Source organism: Calditrichota bacterium (assembly GCA_013152715.1).
Classification (GTDB): Bacteria; Zhuqueibacterota; Zhuqueibacteria; order Thermofontimicrobiales; family Thermofontimicrobiaceae; genus 4484-87.
In genome coordinates, this window is the sequence record JAADFU010000094.1 from 71,538 (window position 1) to 98,119 (window position 26,582).

At 45.7% G+C, this 26,582-nt stretch carries 27 protein-coding genes; 9 read left to right on the forward strand and 18 right to left on the reverse strand.

Translation table 11 applies throughout. The features are described from left to right. Positions 1–66 precede the first annotated feature (66 nt). From GXO74_07500 to ychF, 3 genes are all read left to right on the forward strand, one after another. Positions 67–807 (forward strand): phosphate ABC transporter ATP-binding protein, encoded by a 741-nt coding sequence (locus GXO74_07500; protein ID NOZ61512.1) that lies wholly within the window; start codon positions 67–69, stop codon positions 805–807. Next, positions 807–1,595, forward strand: coding sequence for an iron export ABC transporter permease subunit FetB (gene fetB / locus GXO74_07505; GenBank protein ID NOZ61513.1), 789 nt, complete (start codon positions 807–809; stop codon positions 1,593–1,595). Before GXO74_07500 ends, fetB begins: the two co-directional genes overlap by 1 nt. A 199-nt stretch (positions 1,596–1,794) precedes the next feature. Beyond that, positions 1,795–2,886: a redox-regulated ATPase YchF gene (ychF, locus tag GXO74_07510; protein ID NOZ61514.1), complete on the forward strand. Its 1,092-nt coding sequence runs from the start codon at positions 1,795–1,797 to the stop codon at positions 2,884–2,886. Positions 2,887–2,893: 7 nt separating this feature from the next. Here ychF and GXO74_07515 read toward each other — a convergent pair whose 3' ends face one another. The 18 genes from GXO74_07515 to GXO74_07600 form a co-directional block, all read right to left on the reverse strand. Then, on the reverse strand, positions 2,894–3,745 hold the full coding sequence (locus tag GXO74_07515) for a PHP domain-containing protein (GenBank protein NOZ61515.1): 852 nt from the start codon (positions 3,743–3,745) through the stop codon (positions 2,894–2,896). Between the two features lie 51 nt (positions 3,746–3,796). Continuing rightward, entirely contained in the window at positions 3,797–4,861 is a 1,065-nt protein-coding gene (nadA, locus tag GXO74_07520) for a quinolinate synthase NadA (protein NOZ61516.1), read from the reverse strand. Then, positions 4,848–5,645 carry a twin-arginine translocase subunit TatC gene (gene tatC, locus GXO74_07525; GenBank protein ID NOZ61517.1) on the reverse strand — a complete coding sequence of 266 codons (798 nt, stop codon included), beginning with the start codon at positions 5,643–5,645 and terminating at the stop codon, positions 4,848–4,850. The genes nadA and tatC overlap by 14 nt, the downstream gene beginning before the upstream one ends. A gap of 202 nt (positions 5,646–5,847) precedes the next feature. Continuing rightward, the gene (locus GXO74_07530) at positions 5,848–6,057 is read right to left on the reverse strand and encodes a hypothetical protein (GenBank protein ID NOZ61518.1); all 210 of its coding nucleotides are present in this window, start codon (positions 6,055–6,057) and stop codon (positions 5,848–5,850) included. A gap of 19 nt (positions 6,058–6,076) precedes the next feature. Next, the gene (locus GXO74_07535) at positions 6,077–6,454 is read right to left on the reverse strand and encodes a response regulator (protein ID NOZ61519.1); all 378 of its coding nucleotides are present in this window, start codon (positions 6,452–6,454) and stop codon (positions 6,077–6,079) included. A gap of 50 nt (positions 6,455–6,504) precedes the next feature. Continuing rightward, positions 6,505–6,888 carry a response regulator gene (locus GXO74_07540; GenBank protein ID NOZ61520.1) on the reverse strand — a complete coding sequence of 128 codons (384 nt, stop codon included), beginning with the start codon at positions 6,886–6,888 and terminating at the stop codon, positions 6,505–6,507. 678 nt (positions 6,889–7,566) lie between these two features. After that, the gene (gene rsxA / locus GXO74_07545; GenBank protein NOZ61521.1) at positions 7,567–8,196 is read right to left on the reverse strand and encodes an electron transport complex subunit RsxA; all 630 of its coding nucleotides are present in this window, start codon (positions 8,194–8,196) and stop codon (positions 7,567–7,569) included. Between the two features lie 25 nt (positions 8,197–8,221). Continuing rightward, on the reverse strand, positions 8,222–8,818 hold the full coding sequence (locus GXO74_07550) for an electron transport complex subunit E (protein NOZ61522.1): 597 nt from the start codon (positions 8,816–8,818) through the stop codon (positions 8,222–8,224). An 18-nt stretch (positions 8,819–8,836) separates the two neighbouring features. After that, positions 8,837–9,448, reverse strand: coding sequence for an RnfABCDGE type electron transport complex subunit G (locus GXO74_07555; protein ID NOZ61523.1), 612 nt, complete (start codon positions 9,446–9,448; stop codon positions 8,837–8,839). Then, positions 9,445–10,536 (reverse strand): RnfABCDGE type electron transport complex subunit D, encoded by a 1,092-nt coding sequence (locus tag GXO74_07560; GenBank protein NOZ61524.1) that lies wholly within the window; start codon positions 10,534–10,536, stop codon positions 9,445–9,447. Before GXO74_07560 ends, GXO74_07555 begins: the two co-directional genes overlap by 4 nt. Positions 10,537–10,645: 109 nt before the next feature. Further along, positions 10,646–11,980, reverse strand: coding sequence for an electron transport complex subunit RsxC (gene rsxC, locus GXO74_07565; protein NOZ61525.1), 1,335 nt, complete (start codon positions 11,978–11,980; stop codon positions 10,646–10,648). 55 nt (positions 11,981–12,035) lie between these two features. After that, positions 12,036–12,482, reverse strand: a complete 447-nt coding sequence (nrdR, locus tag GXO74_07570; GenBank protein ID NOZ61526.1) for a transcriptional repressor NrdR — start codon at positions 12,480–12,482, stop codon at positions 12,036–12,038. A gap of 17 nt (positions 12,483–12,499) precedes the next feature. Next, entirely contained in the window at positions 12,500–13,792 is a 1,293-nt protein-coding gene (locus GXO74_07575; protein NOZ61527.1) for a serine hydroxymethyltransferase, read from the reverse strand. A 122-nt stretch (positions 13,793–13,914) separates the two neighbouring features. Next, positions 13,915–14,355, reverse strand: coding sequence for a ribose 5-phosphate isomerase B (gene rpiB / locus GXO74_07580; GenBank protein ID NOZ61528.1), 441 nt, complete (start codon positions 14,353–14,355; stop codon positions 13,915–13,917). Positions 14,356–14,529: 174 nt separating this feature from the next. Then, entirely contained in the window at positions 14,530–15,810 is a 1,281-nt protein-coding gene (locus GXO74_07585) for a tetratricopeptide repeat protein (GenBank protein NOZ61529.1), read from the reverse strand. A gap of 181 nt (positions 15,811–15,991) precedes the next feature. Next, positions 15,992–17,236 (reverse strand): hypothetical protein, encoded by a 1,245-nt coding sequence (locus GXO74_07590; protein NOZ61530.1) that lies wholly within the window; start codon positions 17,234–17,236, stop codon positions 15,992–15,994. A 35-nt stretch (positions 17,237–17,271) separates the two neighbouring features. Next, the gene (locus GXO74_07595; protein NOZ61531.1) at positions 17,272–18,462 is read right to left on the reverse strand and encodes a DNRLRE domain-containing protein; all 1,191 of its coding nucleotides are present in this window, start codon (positions 18,460–18,462) and stop codon (positions 17,272–17,274) included. A gap of 35 nt (positions 18,463–18,497) precedes the next feature. Then, entirely contained in the window at positions 18,498–19,772 is a 1,275-nt protein-coding gene (locus tag GXO74_07600) for an imidazolonepropionase (protein NOZ61532.1), read from the reverse strand. Between the two features lie 447 nt (positions 19,773–20,219). Here GXO74_07600 and GXO74_07605 point away from each other — a divergent pair, with 447 nt between their 5' ends. From GXO74_07605 to GXO74_07630, 6 genes are all read left to right on the forward strand, one after another. Then, the gene (locus tag GXO74_07605) at positions 20,220–20,558 is read left to right on the forward strand and encodes an HU family DNA-binding protein (protein ID NOZ61533.1); all 339 of its coding nucleotides are present in this window, start codon (positions 20,220–20,222) and stop codon (positions 20,556–20,558) included. A 34-nt stretch (positions 20,559–20,592) separates the two neighbouring features. Further along, entirely contained in the window at positions 20,593–21,357 is a 765-nt protein-coding gene (locus GXO74_07610; protein NOZ61534.1) for a class I SAM-dependent methyltransferase, read from the forward strand. Positions 21,358–21,832: 475 nt separating this feature from the next. Next, a complete protein-coding gene (locus GXO74_07615) occupies positions 21,833–23,101 on the forward strand; it encodes an exodeoxyribonuclease VII large subunit (protein NOZ61535.1) in 1,269 nt (422 codons plus the stop codon). A 50-nt stretch (positions 23,102–23,151) separates the two neighbouring features. Continuing rightward, a complete protein-coding gene (gene xseB, locus GXO74_07620; GenBank protein ID NOZ61536.1) occupies positions 23,152–23,364 on the forward strand; it encodes an exodeoxyribonuclease VII small subunit in 213 nt (70 codons plus the stop codon). A 13-nt stretch (positions 23,365–23,377) separates the two neighbouring features. Beyond that, positions 23,378–25,321, forward strand: a complete 1,944-nt coding sequence (gene dxs, locus GXO74_07625) for a 1-deoxy-D-xylulose-5-phosphate synthase (protein ID NOZ61537.1) — start codon at positions 23,378–23,380, stop codon at positions 25,319–25,321. A 314-nt stretch (positions 25,322–25,635) separates the two neighbouring features. Next, positions 25,636–26,511, forward strand: coding sequence for an NAD(+) kinase (locus GXO74_07630; GenBank protein ID NOZ61538.1), 876 nt, complete (start codon positions 25,636–25,638; stop codon positions 26,509–26,511). Positions 26,512–26,582: the final 71 nt, after the last annotated feature.

The following is a 26,582-nucleotide window of genomic DNA, read 5'->3' on the forward strand; positions in this document are numbered from 1 at the left end:
GAAGACCAGAAATTCACCGCCGATTTTTCCGAGGGAATTTCCAAAGGGGAGGAACCGCAAATTCCAATGAAATTGACTGTTGCGCATGTTTTCAAGCAGATTCAGATTCCTGATGAAGAAAATGAACTGCGCAGGATTGATATTCTCAGCGATGTGAGCGTTGATTTTTTGGGCGCTAAAATTCACACCGTCATCGGGCCCTCCGGCAGCGGGAAAACGACTCTTTTGCGAATGGTCAACAAACTTGACTCGCCGACAAAAGGGAAAATATTAATAGAAGATCAGGACATCGCGGAAATTCCGCCGCGCGAGTTGCGCAAACAAATTGGCATGGTGTTTCAGACGCCGGCTTTGTTTCGCGGAACAATCACCGATAATGTGGCTTACGGCCCCGCGCTTTTCAAACGAAAATTTTCCGAAACCGATGTGAAAAATCTGCTTGAAAAAGTCGGATTGAAAGAATTGAATCCCAATCGGAATGTGGAAAATTTGTCCGTGGGGCAACAGCAGCGGATTTCTTTTGCCAGAGCCCTGGCGAACGAGCCGCGGATTTTGCTCCTGGATGAACCCACTTCGGCGCTTGACCCGACGGCTGCAAATAATTTGCTGGATTTAATCCGTTCCATCAATCAGGAATTAGGAATTTGTATCATCATGGTGACGCACATCATGGAACATGCAAAAAGAATCGCCGATAGTGTCTGTCTGCTGGTGGGCGGCAAAGTTGTGGAGACAGGGGAGACCAGGCAATTTTTTCAGCAGCCGCATACCGAAATCGCGCAAAATTTTATTCGCGGAGAGATGTGATGGAATACGTGAATCTGAGTTATTTTGATCTACTCATCGCTTTTATTTTGATACTCATTCCCATTATCATTTCCTTCAAAGCCAGGCTGGGGATCGAAAAAGAAATTTTCATCGGCACGGTGCGCACTTTTGTCCAGCTCATTGCCATCGGTTACGTTTTGAAATATATTTTTGGTCTGCGCGATTGGCGCGCTGTTTTGCTGATGATTATTCTGATGTCAATTGTCGCCGGGAGAAATGCTGTCAAACGGCAGAAATTTGAGATTCCCTATCTTTTTCCGCTGGTCACATTTGCCATTCTGTCAGGCGCATTTGTCTCCATGGCGACGCTGCAAATATTGATTTTGCGCGTAAAACCGTGGTTTGAACCGCAGTACCTGATTCCAATCAGCGGCATGATGCTGGGTAATGCCATGAATGCTGCGGCTCTGGCAATAGATCGTTTATTTAGCGAAGCGCGCAGCCGGCGTTACGAAATCGAAGCCGCGCTCGCGCTGGGCGCTTCTCCTTTGCGCGCAGTTTCGCCGCTTATCCGGGAAGCCGCACGCGCGGCAATGATGCCGACTATCAACGCCATGATGGTCGTCGGGCTTGTGCAATTGCCAGGAATGATGACCGGCCAGATCATTGGCGGCGTGGCGCCGGAACAATCTGTGCGCTATCAAATTATAATTATGTATATGTTGGCGGCGTCGGTAACAGTTTCCTGTTTGACAATTTTGTATCTGGCTTATCGTTTACTGTTCACTAAAGAAGAGCAATTGGAACTGAAAATGCTGCAATTTTAAAGCGGAAGATTTTATTGGAGAAAAATATTCTGCCTTAGAATCTCAGCGATTCAACAGAAAAAAAGGAAGTTTTCAAGTTTTTTTGAGGCATTAAACAGGTAAATATTCAGGGGGCACTTTTGAGTGATTTGACTAACAAGCTCAGAATATTTAATAACACTTTGAGCCTTCGCGGCTAAAAAAAGAAAAGGGGAAAATTATGGGCTTCAAGTGCGGACTTGTCGGCTTGCCCAATGTCGGAAAATCGACAATTTTCAATGCCCTGACCGCGCAGCAAGTGGCGTCTTCAAATTATCCCTTCTGTACCATCGATCCTAATATCGGAGTCGTTCCCCTTCACGACGAGCGGCTGGAGAAAATTGCCGAAATCATCGGTTCAGAAAAGTCAGTGCCGACAACGCTCGAATTTATCGATATCGCCGGGCTGGTGAAAGGCGCCAGTCAGGGAGAGGGTCTGGGAAATCAATTTTTAAATCATATTCAGGCTGTCGATGCGGTCGCTCATGTCGTCCGTTGTTTTGAAGATAAAAATGTGGCTCACACTTCCGAAAACCTCGACCCGATTCTCGATCTGGAAGTCGTGATCACAGAGCTCATTCTCAAAGATTTGGAAATTGTCGAACGACGGGTTAGTCGATTGCAACATGCAGTCAAAAGCGGGGACGCAAAGCTCAAAGAAGAACTGGCGATTTTGACAAAAATTCAAGATCACTTGTCCCGGGGAATTCCGCTGAAAAAAATGGAGCTGAATGAAAAAGAGCGCGATTTAATCCGTGAAATGAATCTGCTCACGCTCAAGCCGGCAATCTACATTGCGAATGTGGACGAATCGCACCTACAAAATAATGATTATGCTCAGCAGCTCAAATCTTTCGCCGAAACTCAGAGGGAACCGTTTGTCGCCATTTGCGGCAAAATTCAGGAAGAGATCAGCCAATTAGATACAGAAAGTCAAGCGATCTTTTTAAAAGAATGGGGGATAGACGAGTTGAGTTTGAATGCTGTGGTTCGCGCCGGGTACGAGGTTTTGCATTTGAATACATTTTTTACGGCAAACGAAAATGAAGCCCATGCCTGGACCGTTCCTCAAGCCACACCTGTGCATCGGGCGGCGGGAAAAGTGCACACGGATTTTGAAAAAGGGTTCATCAAGGCGGAAGTGATCAAATATGCTGATCTGGCTCGTCTGGATTCGGAAAGAGAAGTCCGGCAACGCGGTCTGATGGGAGTGCACGGCAAAGACTATCTTGTGCAGGACGGCGATTTGATATTTTTCCATGCTCATCGCTAACAACCGTTTACACGCCCGCACGTTCTTTCATTTTTTCCAGAAAATGATAAGGCACATTCAACTGTCCAATGTGCACGCCATTCCCCGGCGCAGCGTGGCAGTCGGAACCGCCGCTTTCCAGTAAATTTTTTTCGCGAGCGATCTGCCGAAAATGATCGACTTCTTCCTGCGTGTGTTTGGGGTGTAGCGTTTCAATACCATCCAGCCCGACTTTGGCTAAAGAACAAATTTCCTCGTCTGAAATTTCCCTGTCCGGATGCGCCAGCACGCAAATTCCGTGAGCGCTCTTGATCAAACTAATAGCATCTTGGGGTGTGATTTTGAATTTTGGCACCCAGCAAGAACAGCCATCGCCGAGAAAATGGCGAAAAATTTCCTGGAAAGAAGTTGCCAGTCCTTTGTTAATGAGCGCATAGGCGATATGAGGTCTGCCGATAGACGCATTTTTGCCTGCAGCTTTGAGCACATCTTCAAACGTCAAATCAAATCCGAGATTATTAAAATTTTTGATGATTTTCTTAGCGCGCTTGGTGCGTTCATTTTTAAAAAATTCAATATAATCGATCAGCGATTTATCGTTATAATTAAAAAGATAGCCCAGTAAATGCATGTCTTGCTTATTGCCGCGAGCCGAAATTTCTATGCCATTAACGAATTCGATGCCTTTTTTCTGGCTCAACTTATTTGCAGCGGGGAGCGCAGAGATATTGTCGTGGTCAGTGATACTGATGGCTTTGAGTTTCATTTTCTGCGCATGAGCAAATATTTTGTCAACGCTCAGATTGCCATCCGAATGATTGGAATGAATGTGAAGGTCGATTCTGTTTCCAGAAAAATCCACTCGTTGACGCGTAAGCATGCGAATTTCCTCGAATAAAAATTTACGGTTTTGGTTTTTTAAAGGAAAGTATCAGCTTAACGTGAGCATTCTTTCCAAAGCCAGCGACGCATCACGGGCAATGTCCGCCGGTACACGAACGATGTTTTCTTTGCCAAGATTTTCCAGCGTAAAACAAAGATTGTGCAAATTGATTTTGTACATGTTCGGACAAAGAGAACGAGCCAGCGGAAAAACGGTTTTGTCCGTCGATTCTGTGCTCAGTCGATGCACCAAATTGATTTCCGTGCCAATGGCAATCGTTGTTCCTGGCGGCGCATTTTTCACGTAAGAAATAATCTGAGAAGTCGATCCGTCCGCATCCGCAGCGTTTACGACTCCTTCCGGGCACTCTGGATGAACAATGACTTTTCCGTCGGGAAATTTCTGGCGAAAAACCTCGATGTGTTCGCTTTTAAACCAGGCGTGGACGTGGCAGTAGCCTTTCCACAGGATGACTTTTGCATTTTTTATCTGCTCCGGCGTGTTCCCGCCCAAGGGGAGTGTGCTGTCCCAGAGGATTTTTTGCTCCGCTGAAATGCCTAATTTATTGGCCGTATTTGCACCGAGAAACTGATCCGGGAAAAAGAAAACTTTGTCCGAATTGTTGAGCGCCCAGGTCAAAATTTGCCTGGCATTGGACGAGGTGCACACTGTCCCGCCATTCCTACCGCAGAAAGCCTTTAATGCGGCAGCCGAATTAATGTAAGTGATCGGCGTGATGGTGGTCTCGGGCGCTGCTTGTTTAATTTCTGCCCATGCTTCGGAAACAGTGACGGAATCTGCAAAATCGGCCAGCGGACAGCCGGCGGACAGTTCCGGAATGTGCACAATTTGGTGCCTTGCAGTCAAAATATCGGCGGCTTCAGCCATAAAATGAACACCGCAAAAAACGATGTATTTTGCCTCTTTCTGTTCTGCCGCTAGTTTACTTAAACCAAAAGAATCTCCCTTGAAATCGGCAAACCGCAGCACTTCGTCGCGCTGGTAGTGGTGACCCAAGATGGTTAGTTTTTTCCCCAATTTCGTTTTGACAGCAAGAATGCGTTGGCTCAACTCATCGGTGGACATTTGGCGATATTGCTCAGGCATCATCATCTTTTTCTTTTTCCTGCTTGCGGTAAACAAATTTTGAAACCCAGATACTAATTTCGTAAAGCAAAATCAGGGGTAAAGCCAGACATACTTGAGTAAAAACATCGGGCGGCGTCAGAATCGCTGCGACAAAGAAAATCAGCACGATACCGTAGCGACGTTTGCTGCGCAGAAAATCAGGAGTGAGAATCCCCAATCTGGTCAGAAAATAGGCTAAAAGGGGCAGCTCGAATATTGTTCCGAAAACGATAATGAGCAGGGTGACAAATTTTAAATAATCCTGAATTCTAATCGTCGGCTGCAATTGGTCGCTGCCGAATGACAAAAGGAAATTCAATCCGTAGGGGATGATGATAAAATAGCAAAATAAAGCGCCGACAGCGAAGAAAAAGACAGACACAAATACGAAAACCGGAATGTATTTTTTTTCTTTTTTGTAAAGACCGGGCGAGACAAATTGCCAGAGCTGGTAGAAAATTACCGGAAGGCTCAAAAGGATGCCGGCGAAAAGCGCGATTTTAATATGAACGATAAAGCCTTCAGTCGGAGCGAGAAAGATGAGCTTTTCATTTCGCGGATAAGGATGGAGCAAGATTTGCATGATTTCATGGGACACAAAGTAACTGCCGATGCTGAGAAGAATGACGGACAGGAGACTTTTCAACAATCTTTGCCGCAATTCTTCCAAATGATCAAGAAAAGGCATCACTTTTTCATCGGACGAATCATTCGATCCCTCTGACGCAGAATTCTCTTGATTTTCAATTTTTTCTTTTTCTTCGTCCATTTTTTCCAGTCATTCGTTCGTGAGATATTTGAAATTGAGAGAAACGCTGTTGTAAAGGCTTCCAAAGTACAAAAAATCACGCTAAAAATCAAGACATATTTAACGCTCACAGCGGGGTTTTAGTTTCTTTGAAAAAAAAAGAAGGCGGGCATTGCGGAGATTGAGCGACCAATGTGAGAAAATTAATTCGCCGCCATTATTCTTATTTCCAGATATGGTAAATGATTGCCACAATCCAGAAAAAGAAAGAAAGTCCGGCAAACGCAAGCGTCAAAATAGTCAACGGCGTCCACGCAAAAAGATGCGCCCCAAATTCTTTGCCGAATTTAATAATTTGTACTGCCACATGAATCCAGATAGTGGCGATGGAGAGTACTAACGATGTCTGGGCAATTTTATTGAAAATATCCATAAATAGCTCCTTGCTCCGGCTAGGGTTTCGTCACTGGGTATTTTGACTGAATGATTTCGATCAATTCGTCAATAACAAATGGTTTGGCGACTAACGCCAACGGTTTGATTTTTTTGACTTGTGGGTCATCGGTCATAAATGTCAGACCAGTCACAAAAATAACATCGATGGGGAATTGTTTTCGAATCGACTTGACGATATCGATGCCGTCCAATCCACTGGAAAAGAAAATTTCCGTCAGTACCAAATCGGGTTGATAATGCTTTATTTTTTCCAATGCCTGGTTGCTGTTTCTGACAATTTGGATGCGCTTGAATCCGAATGATTCCAAATTCGCTTTTATCTCCAGCGCAATGATTGATTCCTCATCGATTATGAGAATCTTTGGCGAAATCATTTTGTGCCTCGTGCTTTTAATCCCAAGCGGATTAAAAATTGTTTCTTTAGTCAGCTTTTTCCGTTGTTAGAGTTCAGAGCGGATTCAATAGCGTCCAAAAGCTCCCATTCGGCAACCGGCTTGCTGAGTACCGCCGCTGGTTTTGTTTGTTGGAGCTGTTTTTCCGAAATCAAATCCGTATTCCCCGTGAGAAAAATGACGGGAATTTTTCTCGCCTGTCTGATCTTTTCCGCCGCTTTAATACCGTCAAATTCTCCTTTGATCCTGACGTCCATCAATACCAGATCGGGCAGTTTTTTGGCTGCCAGATTCACAGCTTGTTGCCCGGAAGTTGCGGTAGAAAGTACCGAAAAACCCTGGGATTCCAAAATCAGATGAATTTCCAAAGCAATGATTGCCTCGTCTTCGACGACAAGTATTCGCGGTGCGTCCATAGGCTGCACTTTCTATGTTGTTATTGATTAGTGGTCTCCAGTGCTTGTTTCGGAACTGCTTTCTTTCTCTCAATTTTTTACAGCAAAAGCAAAGAATCAGGAAATTTATCATTTGCTAAACAGGATGTTGATGAGAGTCCCGCTTTTTTTTTAATGTCAATAGAGCCTTCCAATTGATTGTAACCAATGAATGCACTAATTTCATTGCCAGTGATTGTGCTTTTTCCAGCGAAAATTCAGGCGGTAGCCGATTCGATCTTACCGTCCTTGTTCTTTTTGCAGGAAAGAACTATCTAACTGCTCGTTGTAATTTTTCTGAAAAATTTTTACAAGTATTTCATTTTGAAAATTTTGTGCTTGGCGTTTTTCATTTCTAATATCAAATGAAAGCTTGTTTTTATTTTCAAAAAAATTTCGTATAATCAAATGAAGAAAATTTTCTGAATTGTGGCACAATAACCTCATAATAAACAATCGGATATATTGCTGCCTAAAAAAGAAAACAAGTGCTCGTTTTAGTTTGGGAAGATTGTCTTCAATCTTTACCTGATTCAATTCTTTCTTGCGCAAATGTTATGCCAAAAAAAAACCGAATCCCAATGAGGAATTCGGCTCTGGCAAAGCAAAAATTAATGAATAGATTAGTCAAAAAAAGTGTGGGAGGACTCTTGTTCTAATTTACAGTTTCAACCCGGAAAAACCCAAAAACGCAATAGACATCAAGCCGGCCATTAAAAAAGCAATGGGAACGCCGCGCAGCGCTTTGGGAATGGGCGCTAAATCGAGCCGTTCGCGAATCCCGGCCATCAAGACTAACGCCAATGTAAAACCGATTCCGGCAGTGAAGCCGTACACGATACTTTCGATGAAGTTGAAATTTTCGTCCAGGTTCAAAAACGCCACGCCCAAAATTGCGCAGTTGGTGGTAATCAAAGGCAAATAAATTCCCAGCGATTTGTACAGCGTGGGGCTGGCTTTTTGCACGACCATTTCCACAAATTGCACCAGGGATGCGATTACCAGAATGAAGGCGATTGTTTTCAGGTAGGTTAAATCCGGCGGCTCCTTGGCTGAAAAAATTAAATAGAAAATATTTGCAGTGGTGGGCTTGAGCATGAAAGCGTAGATCAGCCACGTCACCATCGACGCCAGCGTCATGACGAAAGTCACGGCCATGCCCATGCCGACTGCCGAGTCCATATTTTTGGACACGCCGATGTAAGGGCAGATGCCAAGGAATCTGTTGAGCACGAAGTTGTTGATGAAAATTGCGGAAATGGTGATGACAAACAAATGATTAAAATCCATTTTATCCTCCAAAAGAAAGCTTATTTCAAGCGTTTCGTTTCGCGTCTAACCAGTTAAAAAATCCCAAAAACAAGCCCAAAGTCAGAAAGGCGCCGGGCGGCAGAATGAGCAGCAGCACCGGCTCGAAGCTGTGCGGCATGAGTGGAATTCCCCAAAGACTTCCATTCCCCAGAATTTCTCTGACAATAGAAATTAATGTCAGGGCAAAGGTAAAGCCCAGTCCCATTCCCAGTCCGTCAAGGAATGAGTAGAAAACCGGATTTTTGCCGGCGAATGCTTCGGCTCGTCCTAAAATAATACAGTTGACAACAATGAGGGGAACAAAAATGCCCAGCGATTTATGCAATGCCGGCGCAAAACCAGCCATGAATAAATCGACAATGGTAACAAAGGTGGCAATGACGACGATGTAAATAGGAATGCGAATTTTCTTGGGCACACCTTTGCGGATGAGGGAAACGATGACGTTCGACATCATCAGCACAAATGTCACGGCAACGCCCATTCCGATGGCGTTCTGCACGGAATTGGAGACTGCCAGCGTGGGGCACAATCCCAGCACTAATTTGAAAACCGGATTTTGTTTGTAAAACCCTTTTGTGAATTCTTTTATCATCGACATAATTTAATGACCCTCTTGCTAACTTACTTGTTCGGTTTGTGTTGTATTCTTTTTTGTCTTGAAACCACCGAGACGTTTCTCTAATTGTTTCAGTCCTTCTTTGATGGAATTTGTAACGGCGCGCGATGAAATAGTCGCGCCGGTTATTGATTTTATCGGACCGTTGTCTTTGTCCACGGCTAACTCATCAGCGTAACGATTAAGGAACTGAATTTGAAACCAGGGAGAGCTTTCTCCATATTTGACTTGTTCGATTTTCGTGCCCAGCCCTGGCGTTTCCTGTTGTTCCATTATTTTGATGCCGATGATTTTGCCTGTTGTGTCCACGCCGACCATGGTTTCGATCACGCTGGAATAGCCGGATTTTTTGGCAATAAAAGCGTAGCCGGCAATTTCCTTTTTCTCCTGTGAAGGGTAACCGATGTAATAAAGAAGCTCATCGTTTTCCGTCACTTTCTCGATAGCTTTGGGGTCTGCTGTGGGAAGAGCGGCGATTAGCGCACGTTCGATTACAAGCCGTTTTTGCTCTTCGATTTTCGGTTTAGTTATTTTATTAACCATGGACAGAGCGGCGCTGGCAAGCACTGTTACCAGCAACAAAATTCCGCCTAATTTATAAATTTCCTTCATTTTTGCTCCACCTTTCCAAATGTTTTCGGTTTTGTGTATCGATCAAGCAAAGGCACGGTTAAGTTCATTAATAAAATGGAGTAAGAGACGCCCTCGGGATAGCCGCCGACGAGACGAATGATGACAGTGATCACACCGCAGCCAAATCCGAACCAGACGCGCCCCTTAGGCGTCACCGGCGAAGTGACCATGTCCGTCGCCATAAAAAAGGCGCCCAAAATCAGTCCTCCTGACAATACTTGAAACAGCGGATCGCCGCTAAAAAATCCCTCAGTGCCGGCAAAAATCCACGTCAACAGCGCGACAGTTCCGATGTAGGTCAAAGGAATTCGCAAGCCGATGTAGCGTTTGTAGATCAAATACAGCGCGCCGATAAGCAGCAAAAATACGGATGTTTCTCCGATACAGCCGCCGACTTTTCCCCAGAAGAGATTTGCGTAAGAGTCCGAGAGCTGTGAAATAGCATTATTTGCGAGATTCGCTTTTGCTTGCAAAACCGGATTTTCAATTCCGCTTTTGAGGACGTCACGCCACTCGGACAAAATGCCGCGCTGCGTTTTGAAGACATTCAGCGGCGTGGCAGAGGTAATTGCATCGAGGCCGTAGTTTACAATCGCATGTGGGTTTATTCCGGAAAGGCTTCCGCCTCGCGGCGCGACTTTGAAAATAGTCATGTGCGATGGCCAGGAAGCAAGCAAAAAAGCGCGACCTAACAAAGCCGGATTCATCGGATTGTAGCCTAATCCGCCAAAGGGGATTTTGCCAATGGCAATAGCAAAAGCGGAGCCAATCACAGGAATCCACCACGGCACTTCCGGCGGCACATTGAACGCTAACAAAATTCCGGTGACGATTGCGCTGCCGTCAGCTATGGTGATCGGTTTTTTTGTCAATTTTTCAATGAGCGCTTCGGTAATCATTGCCGAGAGAATCGCCAGAACAATGGTCCATGCCGCCTGCGCTCCAAAAAAATACACTCCGCCAATTGCGGCCGGCAGCAACGCGATGACAACGCCGAACATAATTTTCTGCACAGAATCCTTATGAGCAATGTGCGGCGAGGCTGAAACTAGTAATCGATTTTCCATTTGTTTCTTTCCCTGCAAGTCGTTCAGTTAGTAAAGAATTGACGTCAATTTTTCAACATTTGCTTTGAGCCTATTCCTGATAAATTAAAAAATAAAAGAGAGAAAAATTTTAAGCCCGCGCTTTGAGCGATTTTGTAATTTCCAATTTAGCGTATTTGAATAAATGGACGTGGCGAATTCGCGACGGACAAACAAATGAGCACGATCCGCATTCGATACAGTCCAGCACTCCTAACTTGTGCGCTTCTTCGAAATTGTCGTATTCTATCTGACGCGCCATCTCATTGGGCAACAAATTCATCGGACACACATCCACGCAACGGGCGCAGCGAATACAGGGATCCGGATCGCGGAGCGCCGTCTCTTTTTCGGTGAGCGCCAGAATTCCGGACGTGCCCTTAATCACAGGCACTTCCAGCGTGTACTGCGCAATTCCCATCATGGGTCCGCCGTTGACGATTTTGATGGTATTTTCTTTCAAACCACCGCAGAAATCGATCAAATTCTGAAACGGCGTGCCGATACGGGCGAGCACATTTTTTGGCTCGTTGATTCCCAAACCGGTCACCGTGACCACGCGCTCGATTAATGGTTTTTTGGAAGAAACCGCATCGAAAATTGCTTTGGCGGTGCCGACATTGTGGACCAGACAGCCCACATCCATCGGCAGACCGCCAGCCGGGACTTTGCGGTTAGTAATAGCTTTAATTAATTGTTTTTCAGCGCCTTGCGGGTATTTTACAGGCAGAGAAACGACTTCCGCATCCATTTTCATTTCTTTCACTGCCTGACGCATGGCACGGACAGCATCTGGCTTATTGTTTTCGATGGCGATGTAGCCATTTTTACAGCCAAGAATTTTCATAATAATTTTGACGCCTTCCAAAATGTCGCGCGTTTTTTCCAGCATTAAGCGATGGTCTGCCGTAAGATAGGGTTCGCACTCGGCGCCGTTCAAAATAAAAGTATCAATCGGTTTGTCCGCCGGCGGTGATAATTTGACATGGCTGGGAAAAGTTGCGCCGCCCATGCCTGCCAGACCGGCGTTCAAAATGCGTTTTTTCATTTCGTCCGCGTCCAGTTCCGCGTAATTTTCGTCAAAAGCAATGTCCGGAGACCATTCGTCTTTGCCGTCATTTTCGATGATGATGGACAAAACTTTTCCGCCGACAGGATGAGGACGTGGATCGATTGCTTTTACCGTTCCGGAAACGGTTGCGTGCGACGGAACGGAAACAAAACCCTTGGCCTGACAAACGACATCGCCAATTTTTACTTCGTCGCCTACAGCGACTACTGGCTCCGCCGGCGCACCGATGTGCTGCTGGACCGGAATAATAACCAATTCAGGAGCAGGCATCACTTCAATCGCTTTGTCCTCAGCGAGTTCCTTGTATTCGTGTGGATGAACACCGCCTTTGAAAGTAAGCTTCTTTAACCTCATAACACCTCGATCTTGTTTTTGTCAATTAACCATCTGTAAATTGATCTCTTGCTTCTTAATTTAATCCTTGCAGCTCTTCCAGAAATTCTTCTTTATCTTGAAATTTTCGGTAAACAGACGCAAAACGGACATAAGCCACATGGTCGATTTTTTTCAGTCGTTCCATGACCATCAGCCCGATTTCTTGGGAAGAAATTTCATCGACGGATTTGTCTTTCAATGAATTTTCGATTTGTTCAACAAGGTCGTCGATTTTTTTAATGGAAATCGGTCGTTTGGCGCAGGCGACAAGAATGCCCTGCCTTAGTTTCTCCCGATTGAACGCTTCCCGACGATGGTCCGCTTTGATGACCAGAATCGGCGTCTGTTCGATGTATTCTTTCGTTGTAAATCTTTTGCGGCAAGCCAGACACTCACGTCGGCGGCGAATAATTTTGCCGTCGTTCTTGGCTCGGGAATCAATTACACGGCTATTTTCGTGACCACAAAACGGACAACGCATAGGAATCCCTCATAAAATTATTCAAATTTTGGGTAGAGGGGAAATTTTTGGCACAGATCGAATACCCGCGATTTTATCTTTTCGTGAACGGCTTCACTGTCAATGTTCATTAAAACCTCGTTGATCATCTCAGCGATTTCAACCATTTCCGGCTCTTTCATTCCGCGCGTGGTCAAAGCCGGCGTTCCGATTCGAATGCCGCTGGTAACAAAAGGACTCTGGTCGTCGAAAGGAACCATGTTTTTATTCACGGTAATTCCCGCCTGTTCTAACGCCTTTTCTGATTGTTTTCCGGTGAGTCCTTTGTTGCGCAGATCAATGAGCATCAAGTGTGTATCTGTGCCGTTGGATACAAGATTGTAATCCATTTCCATTAATTTATTTGCCAGCGTTTTGGCGTTTTTGATGACTTGTTTCGAATATTCTTTAAACTCAGGCTGTAACGCTTCCTTGAATGCCACAGCTTTGGCCGCGATGACGTGCATCAGCGGGCCGCCCTGAAAACCGGGGAAAACGTTGGAATCGACAATCTGTCCGATTTTTCTGAGTTTTCCTTTGGGAGTCTTTATTCCCATGTCATTTTCTTCATTTTCCCCGACCAGAATCATGCCGCCGCGCGGTCCGCGCAACGTTTTGTGCGTTGTCGTCGTCACCAGATGACAGTGGGGAAGCGGGCTTTTAATTAAACCGGCAGCAATCAACCCCGCCGGATGTGCAATGTCGGCGATCAGTTTCGCACCGACACGGTCGGCAATTTGGCGAAAAGCGGCGTAGTCAATTTCGCGCGGATAGGCGCTGGCGCCGGTGATAATTAGGCGTGGTTTTTCTTTCAACGCCAGGTCTTCCACCTGATTCATGTCGATGTAACCGCTCTTTTTGTCCACGCCGTAGGAGATGATGCGAAACAATTTGCCGGAAAAATTAACCGGGCTGCCGTGCGTCAAATGGCCGCCGTGATCCAGATTCATGCCCATCACGGTGTCGCCGGGCTTGGCGAAAGTAAAATAGGCGGCAATGTTCGCTTGCGAACCGGAATGGGGCTGGACATTGGCGTATTCTGCCTGGAAAAGTTGTTTGGCCCTTTCGCGCGCTAATTCTTCCGCTACATCGACATAAACGCAGCCGCCGTAGTAACGCTTTCCCGGATAGCCTTCGGCATATTTATTTGTCATTACCTGACCCATCGCTTCCATCACCGCTGCACTGACAAAATTTTCAGAAGCGATAAGTTCCAGTTTATCGTTCTGGCGCGAAACTTCATTTTGAATCGCTTGAAAAATTTCAGGGTCTGTTTCTTTTAACATAGACATTTGTTTTCCTCAACAAATTGAAAAGTCAACTGATTACTCTTAATTTAAAGAGCGTGCTCCAAAACCTGTATTTCCAAAAATGTCAAATAATAGCAATTTATAATTCCAATATAGTCAATTATTTACATGCCAGTTAACTGATGAATTTTATTGATTCGTCTCAGATGCCTGCCGCCGTCAAAAGGGGTTTTTAGCCAGACATCGACAATTTTGAGAGCTTCAAAATGGTCGATGAGTTTTCCCGGCAATGCGAGAACATTTGCATTGTTGTGGCGTCTGCTTAATTCTGCCATTTTCTCAGTCAAACACAATGCCGCTCGGATGCCGCGTACTTTATTGGCGATGATGGACATGCCAATTCCCGACGCGCACATCAGAATTCCCAGATCAGCTCTTTGCTGGGCGACGGCGCGTGCAGCAAGAATCCCATAGTCCGGATAATCAACGGATTCGGATTTGAACGTACCAAAATCTTCTACTGCCAAGCCAATTTTTTCCAGATGCTCTTTTATCTTGTTTTTAAGATCAAGACCTGCATGGTCGGATGCAATCGCTATCGTCATTGGGAAAAGACCTTTTATGCCAAAAATTGCAAAATATGAAACGGGAAAACCGTTGCTCAACGAGGGATTTGATCAGGTTGAGCAAAAAACTCGTAGAATCAATTTGTCAAGCAATAACGAGCCTCAAAGGCGATCTGACTCTGAGGCTCGCTTTAAATCGTCAAACTGCAGTTGTTAATAAATCCAGCTATAACACTTTTTCTTGGGCTTTGTCTGGCCCTTGTGGAAAAAGCGGTCTTCTTTTTTGGGAATGAAATCTTTGAGGTAATTGAGACGCGCTTGCGCCGTGTCTTTAAATTGCAAATCAGTTGTTGCTTTTTTGTACTCTTTGTAAGCTAATTCGTAAACAAGCTTGTCGTCAAAGTCAGCCACATCTTTGCCGGTTTGGCGCATACATTCATCGACGGCCGCTTCGAAAATCTCCGCGCGTACAATGTAAGCCAATCCGTACTGGTTGTCAATTTTCAACGCCTTGTTTGCGTATTTGCGCGCAGTGGAGAATTGTTTGAGTTCTTTGTAGCAGGTCGCAATGTCCGTGTAAATTTTTTTGTTATCCGGCTCCATTTTTACGACTTCTTTGTAAATATTGATGGCGCGCTTGTAGTTGCCGACATTCTGCAATGCGGAAGCCAAATAAGTCATCGCCTGTACGTCATTCGGCTTCAAACTGAGCATCGCTCCAAAATTCGAGATGGCTTTCTCGTACTCGGCGACATTAAAATATTCTTTCCCCAGATTAAACAGGTTTTCTGTATTCTGCGGATCTAACTTTTTTACTGATTCCATTTGCTGAATGGCAGCGTCAGCATTTCCGGTGGATTTGTAGAGCTTGCTCAGCGTTTGCTGGGCGTCATTGTCATTCGGATCGAGCTTAACGACTTTCTCATAGGCGCGAATAGCGTCGTCAGTCTGATCGTTTTTAATGTAAAGCAGGGCTAATCGCTTCCAATCTGCGGGCCTCTTTTCATCAATAGCCAAGGCTTTTTCGTACTGGTCAATCGCCTCTTCGATGCGCCCGAGATTGTCGTAGATGTAGCCCAGGCTGCGATGAAGGTGCGCAATGTTGGGGAATCTTTGCACTCCCATTTCCAATGCAATTTGCGCTGAGTCCGCTTTGTTCAACTTGATATATGAGTCGGAAAGATAGGTGAATAAGTTTTTGTATTTATTGATGGTGTCCAGCTTAGCGACTTTCCAGAAATAGGGAATAGCGTTGCTGTACATCTTGTTTTTATAATTTTCATAGCCCAGACTGAAATTAAGCGCCATTTTTCGTTCGTAAACTTGCGTTAAAGAATCCTGAATTGCTTTTTGGCGTTCAGGAGAAATTTGCGGCCCTTGCTGTTGGGCTGTCGGCACACAGCCAAAATTGAAAATTCCAGCGATTGCAAGCAAAGACAGAACCGCGACGATCAGTAATCCGGTTAGAGTTTTGCGTCCTACAAAATCTTTCATTATGACACCTCTCAAGAATGTTCGATCTTTTCCAACGTTCAAATTTTTATTAGTGTTATTTAAACAATTGAATTTAAAAATTTTTTTAAAAGATGCAAGAGAAAAGTTACAAAATTTTATATTTTCAAAAAATAGTTTTTTTAGAATCGGCAAAATGGGAGCGCCGGAAAACAGCGAAGCGCTATTCCGCATTGTTATTTCTGCGAACAAACCATTTTTCGCCGGCAATCACGCTGATATACACCTTAAAAATCTGTTCTTTTACCGTATTGGTAGTCAATTCGCCGCGCCGGCCGTACTGCAGCGCTAAATCGACGCGACCCTTGCCGTTATAATAAGGAAATCCGAGTCCGAAAGAAACGCCGTATTCGTTGACAGTTTCGCCGTTTTCGTCTGTGTAATTGAGTTGCTGCAAAAAATACCCGGCGCGATAGGTCATCTTTTGGTGATATTTTGCCAACATATTAGTCGATGGCAGCATTTCCACGCCGGCGCTGATGCGGAAACGGTCTTGCAGTTCGCCTGCGACAATGCCGGATCCGTCAAATTTGCTCCACGGATCAGACAGGTAACTGGTCACAAACCGATATTTGTTGCGATACGTGTAGGACGTGCCAATTGCCCACATTTCCGGCATGGTCATCTTTTGCTCTTCCGACACATAATCCGCGAGCTTGTTCGGAAACGAGCCTTTTATTGTTCCGAATTGCGTCTCATCGCGAAACGTCAGGTTGTGCCGCGGAATAAAAAATGCGCCCAAATACAGGGAAGAAATCGGATTGACGTTTGCGCCGAAGGTAAAAGAAGAGCCCCAGACTTTGCGCGAGATAGCGTCTGAAGTGTCCCAGAACAGATCGGACACATAATCCACACGCCACTTTTTTGTCATTTTCCCGAAATAATAATTGAAATAAACTCCCAAAGAAACGTTTTTGATCGGCGACAAACCAAAGCCGGCGTGGATTTTATTCAAACCGCCTTCTCCCTCGACTATTTTTGTGTAATGGTAATCATCGATAGCGCCGGACACATTGAAAGAGTAGTCAAATTGTGAAAAGGGCGTCAGTCCTGCCGCTACTACAAATCTGTTTGTTTTCAACGGGAACGCGAGCGATACGCCATTGAAATTGCTGTATTTGGAAAAGCCGCTTCCGGCGTTAGATTTTGACCAAAACGACTGATGGACAAAATCGCCGCTCAATCGAGAAAGCGTGATGTTCACTAATGTCGCCGGGTTCAGACTATTGATTTGAAAACCGTCGGGCAAGGCGATGTTGGCGCCGCCCAGACCGATTGCCTGAGCGCTGGTGTAATCGATGCGCTCACCGAATCCGCGGTTGGAAAAAAACGATTGCGCCGTCGCCGGCGAACTGATAGCGATGAAAATTATTCCGATAATGAGAAAAAATATCGTTTTTCGTTTCATTGTCAAACTCCGTCTAACTTAAAAGTGGTGCGTCCTTAAAATTCATGATTTGCCGGCGTCGTGTAATAGAGATAAATTTTGGGCTGAAGCGCCGAATCCGCATTGACCGAATAAAATGCGATACGCGCCAGGGTTGTGCCTTCGCTGAATGCCTGCAATTGAAAGCCGTAATTTTCATACTGTTGCGATATCCACGCCTGTACGGTCGGCGTGATGTCGAACGTGAGCACACTGTCCGCCACTGTTGGGGAGTACGATGCGCTTTGCGGCGTTTCCCACAGCGAGGCGTCGCCCCAGGGCGAAGTCATGCGATAAATGAGCGCGTTATTTGCGCCTTCAGCATTACGAATGGAATGCGCTGCGTTTGAGGTCAGTTCCAGGATAGCGCGATTGATGTGGTAAGTCGTGTCAAATTCAGACAGGTCAAAATCCAGGTAGCTGCGAAACGCCACGCCTCTGCCCATATACAAAAAGTTCGCGTCCAAAGCGAGGTTTTCCGGTGGATCGAGAAAGATGAATTGATCTTTTGTCGTGTAATAAGTCAATGTGTCTTGCTTATCACCTGTGGAATCTGTGAAATTGTAAATCAAAGTCATTCTCGGCATGTAAGAAGCTTGCAACGATTCATAGGCGTAAAACACCGCCATGTATTCGGCGCTTTCCGTTTCCAGCCAAAATCCATGCTGCGCGCCGCTGGAGTCGGTTTTCAGCCATTGATTCACGAGCGTTGTGTCCAACGCAAAACTGATGCCGTTCAACGAGTCGGAATTAATCGTTTGCGTGGCCAATAGAAAATTGTTATCTGGCAGCGGCGGGTTTTCAGGACCGATGTCTGTGGTGTCCGCTAAATAGATGTTCACAGTCGCCTGCCGGGGTGTGTTCCAGTAAGTGGTGTCTCCCGGCGCCAGCCGATCCTGAATTTGGAGTTTCAACTCGGCGGAAATCACGTTGATCGTGTCGGGCAAATTGCTGAACTGTAAAAAAATGCCGCTGTGGTATTGCTCGTACGTTCCCAGCAGCAGATCTGTGCTTTGCGAAGTATCGATTCTTTTGGCTTCGTAAGCACCGCTTTCCGGCGTCGCTAACAGCGTTTTGTCGGCGATTTCGCCTTCTTGATTGCCGATAATGCGTTGATAACCGTCAGGAAGCGGTTTGTTTTTTTCGCAGCTAGCGACAAGGAGCCCCAATAACCCAATGAGTAAAATAAAACATCGCGATTGGTTCATCAAATTCCTCTTTGTTTTCATGTCAAAACATCCCTTTATCGTTGAACCGAATAATTTTTTTCCCAGATTACTCTTCCGGATTTTATAACCTGATTCACGTGCGAAACGCCGAAATGATACGGCAAATAGCGGTAATTGGGAATTTCCCACAACGCAAAATCAGCCTGCGCGCCCGCTTCAATTTTCCCTAATTTTTCTCTGTCAATTGCCTTCGCCGCTGTTGCTGTGGTTGCTGCCCACAACTCTTTTGCGCTCATCTTCATGTAAATGGAGGCAATGGTCATCATCAGCGGCAAAGATTGCGTCATGCAACTACCGGGATTGAAATCCGTGGCAATGGCTACTAGCGCGCCAGCGTCGAGCATTTTTCTCGCCGGCGCGTAGCGATTCAATCCCAGAAAAAACACGGCGCCTGGCAGCAAAACGGGCACGGTATTGCTATTCTTCAGCAGTCCAATGACCTCGTCGCTGACATAATCGAGGTGGTCCGCAGAAATCGCATTTAATCGCGCCGCCAGTGCAGCGCCACCGCTGGAACTGAGTTGATCGGCATGAATCTTCAATTTCAGCCCGGCATCGAGCGCCGCCGATAAAATTTTCTCTGTTTCTCTTAAATTAAAGACGTGTTCTTCGCAAAAAATGTCGCAAAATTCCGCCAGGTTTTCTTCGACGACGCGGGGAATCATTTCTTCGATGATCAACTGAATATATTTTTCCCGCTGATTGCGGTATTCATCGGGAATCTCATGGGCGCCCAAAAAAGTCGGAATCAAATCCAGCGGGTGGATGTCATTCAATTTTTTAATCGCCTGAAGCGATTTGATTTCATCTTCCAGCGACAGACCGTAACCACTTTTCGCCTCGATGGTTGTGGTGCCGCATTCCACGAATTGATCCAAATAGGGAAGGGCGTGTTCCACAAGTTCGTCTGTGGACGCTTTTCTCAATTGCCGTACCGAATAGCGAATGCCGCCCCCGGCTTTGGCGATTTCAGCGTAAGTTTTTCCCTGATTGCGCTGTTCGAATTCATGTTCGCGTGTGCCAAAAAACACCGGATGCGTGTGCGCGTCAACGAGACCGGGCGACACGACAAATTCCCTGGCATCAATAACATGAGTTTCCGGCGAAAGTGTAATTTCAGCCAAAACCTCTTTTGTCGAGCCGAACGCCGCTATTTCGCCAGCGACACACGCCACGGCGCCGTCAGGAATAATTTTGAATTTGCTTTCATCAGTCGGCTTGTCAGCAGGACAGATGAGTTCCCGGGCGCTTTTTATCAAAAGATCGGGTTTAATTGTTTTTTCCGCCATGAGTGGGTTACATTCTTATTTGAAAAAGCCACGCCAATATAATGAAAATTTCAGTGAAATGCCAATAAAAAAATGTGTTTTTCTCAAACAAAACTTTAACTCGCCACTGAGAAGTTTGTTTCATTAGTAAAATGATTTTGCAAACGGGAAAACAGCGGCTGATAAAACAATGCTCGTCAACTTTTCATATTTTATATTGACTTTTTGATTTAATTTTGTTATCTTAAATTTCTTGAACATTTACAGAAAGTTAGCAAACGGGGGCGTGCAAAAGGCGGATTATCAGAGCTTATTTTAGAGTAACGACGTCGGAATTGTCTGGCAGATTTTGAGAAAATTGTCAACCAAAGCCGACGGACGAATTATTTTCATTATTCGGGCGGCATAAAAAAATTGCGCTAATTGCCATTAGCAAAAAAATAATTTGGAAATCCAAAGCCGGGTCGAATGCGAAACTCGATTGTAATCGATGAACGGTTCTTAAGGAGGATAACCGTGACTAAAGCCGACATCGTCGATATTATTGCCGAGGGAACGGGTTTAACAAAATTGGAGACGGCTGCTGTGGTTGATGGAGTGATTGCCACGATAAGCTATGCCCTAAAAAAAGGCGAGCCCGTGGATTTGCGTGGTTTCGGTCGCTTTCACACTGTGCTGCGTGCGCCGCGCAAGGGAAGAAATCCCAAGACCGGCGAGGAAGTTGACATTCCGTCCCGTCGTATGCCAGTATTCCGCGTCTCCAAACAGTTGCGTGATTTTGTGAATGCGCCTGACGATGAGTTGTAAAAATTTTAGTTGCCTTGAAAAATAACAGAATTGCATGAATTTAGTTAAACGGCTGAAACAATTTGGCAAGACGGCGTCTGACGATCGTGGTGCCTATCAGAATTATCAAAATAGAATCGGTGAATATTATTTAACCCATTTTGTACGAAAATTTTCCACGGGTAAAAAAGTATTGGACATTGGCTGCGCCGAGGGCGGCGTGTTGGTGCCGTTTCAGCGGGCTGGTTTTCAATGCGCCGGTCTGGAATACAGCGAGCATCGGGTGCGTTTTGCTCGTGAGCATAGCCCGTCGGACATTCGGTTTTTTCACGGGAATATCGAAGAATTCCATCCGGACGAAAAATTTGATGTGATTTTGATGCTCGACGTCATTGAGCATCTGCAGCGCAAGCGGCAGGCGCTGGAAAACCTGCAAGCCATGCTGCAGCCGCACGGTTCTCTGATCATTGCATTCCCGCCGTTTAAATCGGCGTTTGGCGGACACCAGCAGGTGATGAGTTCGATTTTACAGTTCATCCCGTTTCTGCATTTGCTGCCTGAAAAAATTTATCGCTGGTTATTGGAACACGTGGAGCGCAAAAACGTTGAATCACATTTCCGTAACTACCAGACTGGTCTGACGATTGCCGAGTTCGAAAAATTAGCCCCAAAAGCCGGCTTTTGCATCATCGAACGCACTTTCCACATTGTTCGCCCGCGGCAAGCGTTTCGTTTTGGCATCAAAATGCGGGAAAATCGCTGCCCTATTTGCCGGGAATTTTTGAGTTCGGGAGCGATTTATGTGCTTGGTTTAGCCTGAGCGTTGAATTGAAATAAATTTAATTGAATACATTAAAGGACAGATGTTACCGTTAAGGAGGTGGAGAAATGCCGAGCGGAAAAAAGAGAAAAAGAGCGAAGATTGCGACGCATAAAAGGAAAAAAAGACTCAGAAAAGATCGCCACAAAAAGAAAAACCGCTAATTGATGGTATATTTGGTGACTGAGATTTTGATTTGCACAGGAATTTAATCCGGAAATTGGGTGGCGTAACGAAGTTTTAAACGAAATTTTTTGTCGGTCGAAAAAAATGCAGGCCTGACGAATGAAAGCCATATCATCGCACAATTCAATGGATAATTTTTTCCAGTCTGATTTCTTTGAATCCAATGCAAGCGAATTCTCATTTGAAATTTTAAACATGAAAGAGGTATGTTGAGTACCTCTTTTCATTTATATACCTGAAAAGCGTGAAAAGTTAATTACCGCGATTAAAATGAAAGTTAATGTTGCCGATGTTTGATGAATTTCCTGACATATCAGGCGGCGCTGTTTACACCGTGTCGCAGTTGAATCAGGAGATAAAAATGCTCCTGGAGACAACGATTCCGGTGATCTGGTTGGAAGGTGAGATTTCCAATTTGAAATTTCATTCTTCGGGTCATGTCTATTTTTCGCTGAAAGACAGGGATTCGCAGATTCCGGCAGTGATGTGGCGCTCAAGGAAAGAGCGTCTTGCTTTTACGCCGCAAGACGGCATGAAAGTGCTTGCTCTGGGTCGCGTGGCTGTGTTTCACAAGCGAGGTTATTACCAATTCGATGTGATGAAATTGCGTCCGGCCGGAGTGGGTGAACTTCAGTTGGCTTTTGAGCAATTGAAAAACAGACTTAAGGCTGAGGGTCTATTCGATCAGGCGCAAAAAAAGCCGATTCCGCGTTTCCCGCGCAGAATAGGCATTGTGACTTCGCCGACGGGCGCTGCGATTCGCGATTTGTATCAGGTGCTGAATCGCCGTTTTTCGGGTGTGGAAGTGATTCTTTTTCCGGTGAAAGTTCAGGGCGAGGGCGCTGCTGCAGAAATCGCCGCAGCCATTGATATTTTCAACGAATACGGCAAGGTGGATGTTTTAATTGTCGGTCGCGGCGGTGGGTCTCTGGAAGATTTGTGGGCGTTTAACGAAGAGGAAGTGGCGCGCGCCATTTTTCGCTCGAAAATTCCAGTCATCTCTGCCGTCGGACACGAGATCGATTTCACGATTTCGGATTTCGTCGCTGATCTGCGCGCTCCCACGCCGTCGGCAGCCGCGGAATTGGCAGTTCCCGACCGCGAAGAATTGCTGAGCAGAATTCACAATCTCCGACAACGGATGCAGCAAACCTCTCGCCAGCGGTTACAATTTGAGCGCGATCGTCTCAGCCGTTTGACCGGCAGTTACAGTTTTCGGCGCGCGCCGGATATGCTGCGCGAACACAAGTTGCATCTGGATGAGCTGCTCAATTCCCTGCAGCGGAGTGTGCAGCATCGGATTTCCATGTTGAAAACTCAGGTTTCTTCGACCGGGCGGCGTTTGCGGACGCTGTCTCCGATTCATGTTTTGAAACGCGGCTACAGCATTTGCCAGAAATCCGACAACGGAAAAGTCGTCCGGCAATTTGATGAATTGGCTGCGGGCGAGCCGGTACAACTGCTTTTTTATCGAGGAAGCGCACAGGCCGTGGTTGAAAAAATATCAAAGACGAATGCGTTGGAGAAACTTCAACAGCGATTTGCCCAAAATGAGTAAAATTTTATTTTGCTGAAATTATAAAATGTTCCAAAAGGGAGAAAGACGAGATGGCGGAAAAAACTTTTGAACAAGCCATGGAAAAATTGGAAAAAATTGTGAGCGAATTAGAAACTGGCGATTTAACTTTGGATGAAACTGTCCGCAAGTTTGAAGAAGGCATGAAGCTGGCGGATTTTTGCACGGAAAAGTTGAATCAAGTCGAACAAAAATTGAAAAAATTGGTTAAAAACGAGAATGGCATCGCAGAGGAAATTTTTTAGATAAGAGGCTTTCATGAACAATTTATTGGACAAAATCGATTCGCCGGAAGATCTGAAAAAATTATCCATTCCGGAATTGGCTAATTTATGTCGGGAGATGCGCGAATTTCTCATTAATAGCCTGTCCAGGACTGGCGGTCATCTGGCGCCGAGTCTGGGGGTCGTGGAATTGACGCTGGTGTTACATTATGTTTTTGATTCTCCGCGCGACAAAATTGTCTGGGATGTGGGACATCAGGCGTACGTCCACAAGATTTTGACCGGCAGGAGAGACCAGTTCCACACTATTCGTCAATTCAAAGGAATCAGCGGCTTTCCGAACATTTTCGAGAGCGAGTATGATTGTTTTGGCACAGGACACGCGAGCACGGCGATTTCAGCCGCTTTGGGAATGGCGACGGCTCGCGACCTGCAACTTTTAAATAATCACGTCGTTGCCGTTGTCGGCGACGGCGCGCTCACCGGCGGTCTGGCGCTGGAAGGTCTGAACAATGCCGGCGCTTCCGGGAGGAATCTTATTGTCATTTTAAATGATAATAAAATGTCCATTTCCAAAAATGTCGGTGCGCTGTCGAAGTATCTGACGACAATTATTACCGCGCAAAGTTACAATAAATTGAAAAATGAAATCTGGGAAATTACAGGAAGGCTGGCTTCTTTTGGTGAAAAGCTGCGTTCGGCAGTGGGGCGTCTGGATGAAAGTTTGAAGTCCATTTTGGTGCCGGGTCTTCTTTTTGAACGGCTTGGTTTTCGCTATTTTGGACCGGTGGACGGTCACAATATTTCCCGGTTGATGCATGTGTTGCGAGCGGCGAAACGGTTGAAAGGCCCGATTTTGATTCATGTCATGACGACAAAAGGCAAGGGCTACCAACTGGCGGAAGAAAACGCGCCAAAATTTCACGGTCTGGGTGCGTTTGACAAGACCACAGGCGAGTCCGTGAAAAAGAGCGCGCTTCCTTCTTACAGCAAAGTATTCGGCGAGACGTTGGTCGATTTGGCTCAAAAAAATGACAAATTAGTAGCTATCACCGCCGCCATGTCGCTGGGCACGGGACTGGTTCCTTTTGCGGAGAAACACCCTGACCGGTTTTTTGACGTTGGCATTGCGGAGGGACATGGCGTGACGTTCGCCGCCGGTTTGGCGACGCAAGGATTGCGGCCCGTCGTCGCCATCTATTCTACATTTCTGCAGCGCGGATTTGATTCCATCATTCATGATGTTGCGCTGCAAAAATTGCCGGTGATTTTTGCGCTGGATCGTGCCGGCTTGGTCGGCGATGATGGTCCCACGCATCATGGTGTTTTTGATCTGAGCTATTTGCGCGTTATTCCGAATATGGTTGTCATGTCGCCAAAAGACGAGGCTGAGCTCAAAAATATGCTCTACACCGCGACAAAATACACAAAAGGCCCCATCGCCGTCCGTTATCCGAGAGGCGTCGGGATCGGAGTTTCGCTCGATTCTCCGTACCATGAATTGCCAATCGGAAAAGCAGAAACGCTGAAAAAAGGCAGCGACGCGCTCATCGCTGCGATCGGGCCAATGGTGTATCACGCACTTGAAGCGAGCAAAAAATTGGCAAACAAAGGAATCAGCGTGGAAGTTATTAACGCGCGATTTGTCAAACCCCTGGATGAGGCTTTATTCAAAAAGAAATTTAAACATTTTGAGCATATTTTTACGCTGGAGGACAACACTGTTGTCGGTGGTTTCGGGAGCGCCCTGGAAGAATTGCTGCTGAGCACTGAAAGTTATCACAACGTGACAATTCACCGGCTCGGCGTGCCGGATCATTTTGTGGAGCATGGTACTCAAAATGAATTGTACCAAATCTGCGGAATGGATGTGGATTCTATTGCTGAAGTCATAGTCAGCAAAATATCCGGCCATCACCGACGAAAGATGAATCTTCGTCGTTTGTTCAGCGCTAACGGCTCTCGCGAAGGTGCTTGAAAAAGTGGGGCGGATTAGTTTCACGGATTCAGAGATAAATTTTATTTTGCGTTGAATGGTTGAGTTCATGCCAAAAATTGCTAATTGCACAATTTTAACTCTTTTAATTTCAACAAAATCAATTAGTTGAAACTTGTAACAGAGGCTTTTTGAAGCTCATGGTTTCCAATATCAAATTTGTTCAAAGATGGTATTATTTCAAAGAATCTTTGTGTTTTTTGTTTCTTTACGGCTTGTAATTTTGATTTGCAGAGTTCCATTTCTGCTCAGCAATCTCTTCGGCAAAACATAAATGAAAAGCGGAGCCTGAATTTATGATTTTTGGCGTCAGCGGCAATACCACGAAAGAACTTGTCAAAAGTGTGATACCTCAATTATTGCGCTGGTTTGCTGATCGACGGATAAAATTTATTCTGGATCAGGAATTAGCCAATTTTCTTCAATTGAACGGAGCCGTCGAAACCGGTCAGTTATCCGAGTTTTGTCGGAGTTGCGACGTCGTTTTGTCCTTTGGCGGCGACGGCACCATTTTGTCAACGGCGAGAACTGTGGGGAAAAGCGCAACGCCAATCCTGGGCGTTAATTTGGGAGGGCTCGGTTTTTTGACTGAGGTCGGCGTGGACGAGCTCTATCCCACGCTGGAAAATATCATTCACGGTGAGATGTCGATCATTGACAGAAAATTGTTAAAAGCGGCGGTTGTTCGGGGGCGTCATCGGGAAAAATATTACGCGCTCAACGACGTGGTTGTGGATCGCGGCGGATTCAGCCGCGTGATTCGCCTGGACGTTTACATTGATGATTCTTATCTGAATTCTTATCTCGGCGACGGCGTGATAGTGGCGACGCCAACCGGGTCCACGGCATACTCGATGTCGGCAAGCGGCCCTATTTTGTTTCCCAATGTGAATTGCACGATCATCAATCCCATTTGTCCGCATACGCTGAGCGTGAGACCTGTAGTCATCCATGATCGCAGTGTCGTGAAAATTATTCCTGATTTGCGGGAAAGCATCATCACCATGAGCGTGGACGGACAAATCAGCCAGCAATTCCCCAAAGGCGATCATGTGGAGATTATTCTGAAAAAAGCGGAATTCAGTATCCGCTGCATTCAAAAGGAGAGCAAAAATTTTAATGAGCTTTTGCGGAAAAAGTTGAATTGGGGCATTGACAAGCGGCATGATTGATGGGGGGATTTGGCTTTTGGCCTCTCGCCTTTGGCTTTTCGCTTTTGACTTTTAGGCATTTTCACTGATAA

Bases quoted from the DNA above. Each gene is read 5' to 3' on its own strand.
- GXO74_07550 (NOZ61522.1), bottom strand. From the start codon at position 8,818: ATGTCGATGATAAAAGAATTCACAAAAGGGTTTTACAAACAAAATCCG.
- GXO74_07595 (NOZ61531.1), bottom strand. From the start codon at position 18,462: ATGAACCAATCGCGATGTTTTATTTTACTCATTGGGTTATTGGGGCTC.
- fetB (NOZ61513.1), top strand. From the start codon at position 807: ATGGAATACGTGAATCTGAGTTATTTTGATCTACTCATCGCTTTTATT.
- GXO74_07585 (NOZ61529.1), bottom strand. From the start codon at position 15,810: ATGAAAGATTTTGTAGGACGCAAAACTCTAACCGGATTACTGATCGTC.
- GXO74_07515 (NOZ61515.1), bottom strand. From the start codon at position 3,745: ATGCTTACGCGTCAACGAGTGGATTTTTCTGGAAACAGAATCGACCTT.
- xseB (NOZ61536.1), top strand. From the start codon at position 23,152: ATGGCGGAAAAAACTTTTGAACAAGCCATGGAAAAATTGGAAAAAATT.
- rsxA (NOZ61521.1), bottom strand. From the start codon at position 8,196: ATGGATTTTAATCATTTGTTTGTCATCACCATTTCCGCAATTTTCATC.
- GXO74_07555 (NOZ61523.1), bottom strand. From the start codon at position 9,448: ATGAAGGAAATTTATAAATTAGGCGGAATTTTGTTGCTGGTAACAGTG.
- rsxC (NOZ61525.1), bottom strand. From the start codon at position 11,980: ATGAGGTTAAAGAAGCTTACTTTCAAAGGCGGTGTTCATCCACACGAA.
- GXO74_07605 (NOZ61533.1), top strand. From the start codon at position 20,220: ATGCGAAACTCGATTGTAATCGATGAACGGTTCTTAAGGAGGATAACC.
- GXO74_07575 (NOZ61527.1), bottom strand. From the start codon at position 13,792: ATGTCTATGTTAAAAGAAACAGACCCTGAAATTTTTCAAGCGATTCAA.
- GXO74_07535 (NOZ61519.1), bottom strand. From the start codon at position 6,454: ATGATTTCGCCAAAGATTCTCATAATCGATGAGGAATCAATCATTGCG.
- ychF (NOZ61514.1), top strand. From the start codon at position 1,795: ATGGGCTTCAAGTGCGGACTTGTCGGCTTGCCCAATGTCGGAAAATCG.
- tatC (NOZ61517.1), bottom strand. From the start codon at position 5,645: ATGGACGAAGAAAAAGAAAAAATTGAAAATCAAGAGAATTCTGCGTCA.
- rpiB (NOZ61528.1), bottom strand. From the start codon at position 14,355: ATGACGATAGCGATTGCATCCGACCATGCAGGTCTTGATCTTAAAAAC.
- GXO74_07615 (NOZ61535.1), top strand. From the start codon at position 21,833: ATGTTTGATGAATTTCCTGACATATCAGGCGGCGCTGTTTACACCGTG.
- GXO74_07630 (NOZ61538.1), top strand. From the start codon at position 25,636: ATGATTTTTGGCGTCAGCGGCAATACCACGAAAGAACTTGTCAAAAGT.
- nrdR (NOZ61526.1), bottom strand. From the start codon at position 12,482: ATGCGTTGTCCGTTTTGTGGTCACGAAAATAGCCGTGTAATTGATTCC.
- GXO74_07530 (NOZ61518.1), bottom strand. From the start codon at position 6,057: ATGGATATTTTCAATAAAATTGCCCAGACATCGTTAGTACTCTCCATC.
- GXO74_07600 (NOZ61532.1), bottom strand. From the start codon at position 19,772: ATGGCGGAAAAAACAATTAAACCCGATCTTTTGATAAAAAGCGCCCGG.
- GXO74_07590 (NOZ61530.1), bottom strand. From the start codon at position 17,236: ATGAAACGAAAAACGATATTTTTTCTCATTATCGGAATAATTTTCATC.
- GXO74_07610 (NOZ61534.1), top strand. From the start codon at position 20,593: ATGAATTTAGTTAAACGGCTGAAACAATTTGGCAAGACGGCGTCTGAC.
- dxs (NOZ61537.1), top strand. From the start codon at position 23,378: ATGAACAATTTATTGGACAAAATCGATTCGCCGGAAGATCTGAAAAAA.
- GXO74_07500 (NOZ61512.1), top strand. From the start codon at position 67: ATGAAATTGACTGTTGCGCATGTTTTCAAGCAGATTCAGATTCCTGAT.
- GXO74_07540 (NOZ61520.1), bottom strand. From the start codon at position 6,888: ATGGACGCACCGCGAATACTTGTCGTCGAAGACGAGGCAATCATTGCT.
- GXO74_07560 (NOZ61524.1), bottom strand. From the start codon at position 10,536: ATGGAAAATCGATTACTAGTTTCAGCCTCGCCGCACATTGCTCATAAG.
- nadA (NOZ61516.1), bottom strand. From the start codon at position 4,861: ATGATGATGCCTGAGCAATATCGCCAAATGTCCACCGATGAGTTGAGC.